Source organism: Streptomyces sp. NPDC056503 (assembly GCF_042794995.1).
Classification (GTDB): Bacteria; Actinomycetota; Actinomycetes; order Streptomycetales; family Streptomycetaceae; genus Streptomyces.
The window spans coordinates 1-4,484 of the sequence record NZ_JBHTST010000245.1; the positions used below are offsets into that span (position 1 = coordinate 1).

Sequence of the window (4,484 nt, forward strand, 5' to 3'; positions counted from 1 at the left end):
ACCGGCACGTGCCGGTCGGGTCCTCTCGGGTTTCGACGGGTGCCCGGGCACCCGGGTGTCGGCGGGTGTCCGCCCGTGGACGGCGGTCAGGCCGCCGTGGGGGCGCCGAGTGCCTCGGAGGCGCGCCGGACCGGATCGAGGCCGTGGGCGGGCGCGGCGCTCTGGGAGAGGTCGCGACAGGTGAAGCCGAGTTTGGTCAGGGCGAGGACGACTTCACGGGCGGTGAAGTCGCGGCGGTCCTGGCGGGTGATGACCTGGCCGACCTGCTTGACGGGGTAGGTACGGCGGCCGATGACCACGGACTCGCCGGTGATCTCCTCGGGCGTGACGCCCTTCATGGAGTCCAGGACGCCGTTCTTGGTGAGTTCGAAGGGGAAGCGGGCGATGACACAGCGCACGATGCCTCACAAGGGGAGAGAAGGGGGATGGTCCCGCCGCACGGGCGGTTCACACGGGGACGAGGGCGGACGCGGGGGCCCTCAGGGTGTCGTCCCGTCGTCGGAGAGGTCGCGCAGCCGGAGCCGGTCCGTGTACGAGGGGCTGTCCCGGACGGTGGTGAGCTGGGCCCGGGTGACCAGGCCGGTGCGCTGGTCGCCGTCGTCGCAGACGAGCAGGTGGCCGGTGCGGGCCCCGGCCATGACGGCCAGGGCCACCTCCACGGTCATGTCGTCGCGGACCTGGGGTCCGGCCGGGTCGACGGCGCCGGTCACCGTCGGGTGCGCGGGAGCGGGGTGTGTCGGGCGGAGCTGCTTCTGGACCAGCGTCACCACGTGCCTCCTGGGGGGATGGGTCGGTTTGCGGAGCGCGCGACGCTCAGGCGGCCGTGCCGGCGGGACGCCGCGCGCCGGCCCGCCCGGCCGCCGAGGCGGCCCCGCGCCGGGTCCGGGAAGCCGTGCCGCGCCTGCGCTGCTCGCCGGGCGGCGCGGTGATCGTCACGGGAATGCCGGAGGGGGTGCGCGCGCCGGTGATCCGGGCGAGCGCGTCCTCGCCGGAGCGGACGCGGGTGGTCGTGGGCACGATGCCGGCGGCCGTCATGAGGCGCGTCACGCCCCGGCGCTGGTCGGCGGTGACCAGGGTGACGACGCTGCCTGACGCGCCGGCCCGCGCGGTACGGCCGCCGCGGTGCAGGTAGTCCTTGTGGTCGGTGGGCGGGTCCACGTTGACGACGAGGTCGAGCCGGTCGACGTGGATTCCGCGGGCCGCGACGTTCGTGGCGACCAGGACGGTGACGTGTCCGTCCTTGAACCAGGCCAGGGTGCGGTCGCGCTGCGGCTGCGACTTCCCGCCGTGCAGCGCCGCGGCCCGGACCCCGTGGTCGAGGAGGTCCCGGGTGAGACGGTCCACGGCGTGCTTGGTGTCCAGGAACATGATCACCCGGCCGTCACGGGCGGCGATCTCCGTGGTCAGCCGCTGCTTGTCGGTGCCGTGCACGTGCAGGACGTGGTGCGTCATCGTCGTGACCGCGCCCTGGGAGGGGTCGACGGAGTGGACGACGGGGTCGGTGAGGTAGCGGCGGACCAGGAGGTCGACGTTGCGGTCCAGGGTCGCGGAGAACAGCATCCGCTGGCCCCCGGTCCGGACCTGGTCCAGGAGCGCGGTCACCTGGGGCATGAATCCCATGTCGGCCATCTGGTCCGCCTCGTCCAGGACGGTGACGGCCACGTCGTCCAGTCGGCAGTGCCCGCGGTCGATGAGGTCCTTGAGACGCCCGGGGGTGGCCACGACGACTTCGGCGCCGTTTCGCAGCGCGTGCGCCTGCCGGCCGACCGGCATTCCGCCGACGACGGTGGCCAGTCGCAGCTTCACGGCGCGGGCGTAGGGGACGAGGGCGTCGGTGACCTGCTGGGCGAGTTCCCGGGTCGGGACCAGTACCAGGGCCAGCGGCTGACGGGGCTCGGCGCGCCGCCCGGCCGTACGGGCGAGCAGGGCCAGACCGAAGGCGAGCGTCTTGCCGGAGCCCGTCCGGCCGCGGCCCAGGACGTCACGGCCCGCCAGGGAGTTCGGCAGCGTCGCGCCCTGGATGGCGAAGGGGACGGACACGCCCTGCGCGGTGAGCGCGGCCAGCAGGCGCCCGTCCAGGGCCAGTTCGGCGAAGTCCTCGACGGGGGGCAGCGCCGGGGTGGTCGTCTCCGGCAGGGCGAACTCCCCCTGCGCCGCGGCGGGACGCCTGCCGTATCCGCGCGACCGGCCCGTACCTCCCGTCCGGCTCGCGCCGGGCGAACCGGAACGACCGCCCCGGCCCGTTCCGGCGGGGGAGTCGTACGTGTGGCCGCCCTTGCGGCGGGTGCGGGAGGAACGGTCGTCCGTGCGTGTGGGGTTCATTCAGAACCTTCCTTTATGCGGTGCGCATCGAGAAATTCCGACAGCCGGTCAACGGCTTCGGGAATTACCGGCAAGGGCCGAATCGAATGCGGCATTCAGGCGGTTCTTGCCTGGGCGCGAAATCATCGGTGCGGCTGGCCAGGTGAAATGAGCGGCAGCGGTCCGGGGTGTGCGGACACCCGGATAAACGCATGCAGCCGGGGCCCGCACCCCGAGGGATGCGGGCCCCAGCTGCGTACGGCGCGTCAGCGTCAGGCGGGAACGATGTTCTCGGCCGTGGGGCCCTTCTGGCCCTGCGCGATGTCGAAGGAGACCTTCTGGCCCTCCTGGAGCTCGCGGAAGCCCTGGGTGGCGATGTTCGAGTAGTGGGCGAACACGTCAGGACCGCCACCCTCCTGCTCGATGAAGCCGAAACCCTTTTCCGCGTTGAACCACTTCACGGTGCCGTTGGCCATGACATTTCTCCTCTGGGCAGTGCAGCGGAGTCCGTGATGTACGGACCCCGTGTCGCCGCGATGATTCCCTGCCCGGAAAAGACCGGAATGCAGAACGCTTCCGCGCGGCATGCGGCCGGCGGGGCGCTCGAAGTTTTCGGGTACCAAAACTGCAACTGATTCGACAGTAGCACGTCGCCGCTTTCCGTGCGTCTCCCTAATTCACCCCTGCGTGGCGTCGGTAAAAACTCTCCCGGTGGCACCGGTGTAAATCTCAGTCCGCGAGGACAGGTATGCGCTCGCTCCGGACACGACGTTTAGGCCCTGGTCGCCGACCAGGGCCCAGGCCGGGGCCTCATCTCCGCGCGCTCCGCGGCAGGAAGATCATGCGCGCCCCGACGACGGGGCGGGGGCGGGGCCGGAGGGAGGCGCCGTCTTCCGTCTCCCCGGCGTCCTCGCCGGCGCGCGCCTCCCGCCGACGGCGGCCGGTGGCGTTCTCGCCGGACATCTCGCCGGACATGAGGGCGTCCGTGGTGTGGAGGTTTCCGGGGGCGGACGCGGCGGCCATCAGCCGTGCCGCGGAGGCGGGTTCGGTCTCGGGAGGGACCACCAGCAGGTCGCAGCGGCCGAGGCTGTGCGAGTGCAGGATCATCGTGTCGGGGTCCTGGTCGGTGAACCAGCCGACGTGCACGGCGTATGCGCCGACGGAGACCTTGTACGGGGCGACGGGCCAGGGCCCGGGGTTCGCGGTGATGCGCGTGACGCGCCCCCAGCGTCTCCGCAGCTCCTCCACCACGGGCGGCAACTCGGCGGCGAGATCACGCGAGTACGGCCACCACGCACCGTCCAGCAGGCCGGCCAGGGAAGTGCGGGGTGTCAGTGTCAGGCGTGCCTGACGGGCGGGAGGGGCGGGGCTGGGCATGGGACCGGAACCTGTCCCCGGGGCGCCCGGGGCGCCCCGGCCTGGTGATCGCCGGGAACGACGTCCGCGTGGGGGCGGGTGTACGAGGTGCTCCCGGTACCTCCAACGTACTCCGCCCCGGACCCGGGCGGGGCGGTCAGGCCCGTCGGGCGTCGATCTCGGCGATCAGGCCCTCGACGAGGGCCACGCCGAAGCCGTCACCGGCTTCCGCGCGGAGGTGATCGAGCGCGACGGCGAGCGGCTCGTCCCCGTGGCCGAGGACGACCGACGGCTCGACCCGGCCGACGAGGCCATCATCCTCACCGGCTACGCGGAGGTCCGCTCCGTGGTCGCCGCCCTCGCCGGCGACCACGCGTCCGCCGGACGCGTCGAACTCGTTCTGCCCGGGACCGGTGTGCGCGGCGGCGCCGGCGTCTTCGACCAGCCGGCCACGGAGCAGCCCGCGGAGGGCGGCTGCTGCGCCCCGGCCCAGGGGCCGATCCGGCTCGACGACGTCGGCCAGGCGCCTTCCTGCAAATAGCCGCCGTCCTCGTCGTCCGTGTCGCCACGGACTTCACGACGCGGACGACGACGAAGGCCCTGGTCGGCGACCAGGGCCTTCGTTCACGAGCGGATGACGGTCGAACCCACGCTATAAGCTCGGGAATCACCCGATACTTGGACCTACGTATGGCTTCTGACCTGCGCGAATATCCGGCTCCGGGCCCCGTTCTAGTGACCTGAGTCAGAGATTCGTCGGCAGTAGGCGGCGACTTTGTCGAGGATCTCGTCGGCGGTCTTCGTCCAGACGAACGGTCTGGGGTGCT

General features: G+C 72.2%; 5 protein-coding genes and 1 pseudogene. 1 reads left to right on the top strand and 5 read right to left on the bottom strand.

What is annotated here, in order from left to right; translation table 11 throughout:
* Positions 1-86: 86 nt before the first annotated feature.
* The 5 genes from ACFQ8C_RS36515 to ACFQ8C_RS36535 form a co-directional block, all read right to left on the bottom strand.
* On the bottom strand, positions 87-398 hold the full coding sequence (locus ACFQ8C_RS36515; RefSeq protein WP_383466200.1) for an SCO5918 family protein: 312 nt from the start codon (positions 396-398) through the stop codon (positions 87-89).
* Positions 399-479: 81 nt separating this feature from the next.
* Positions 480-767: a CBS domain-containing protein gene (locus ACFQ8C_RS36520; protein ID WP_383466202.1), complete on the bottom strand. Its 288-nt coding sequence runs from the start codon at positions 765-767 to the stop codon at positions 480-482.
* Between the two features lie 46 nt (positions 768-813).
* The gene (locus ACFQ8C_RS36525) at positions 814-2,322 is read right to left on the bottom strand and encodes a DEAD/DEAH box helicase (protein WP_383466204.1); all 1,509 of its coding nucleotides are present in this window, start codon (positions 2,320-2,322) and stop codon (positions 814-816) included.
* A 251-nt stretch (positions 2,323-2,573) separates the two neighbouring features.
* Positions 2,574-2,777 (bottom strand): cold-shock protein, encoded by a 204-nt coding sequence (locus tag ACFQ8C_RS36530; protein WP_383466206.1) that lies wholly within the window; start codon positions 2,775-2,777, stop codon positions 2,574-2,576.
* 334 nt (positions 2,778-3,111) lie between these two features.
* Positions 3,112-3,678, bottom strand: a complete 567-nt coding sequence (locus ACFQ8C_RS36535; RefSeq protein WP_383466208.1) for a DUF5994 family protein — start codon at positions 3,676-3,678, stop codon at positions 3,112-3,114.
* A gap of 169 nt (positions 3,679-3,847) precedes the next feature.
* Between ACFQ8C_RS36535 and ACFQ8C_RS36540 the strand changes: the two are divergent.
* Positions 3,848-4,198: pseudogene (locus ACFQ8C_RS36540) on the top strand (flavoprotein); the annotation flags it as partial.
* Positions 4,199-4,484: the final 286 nt, after the last annotated feature.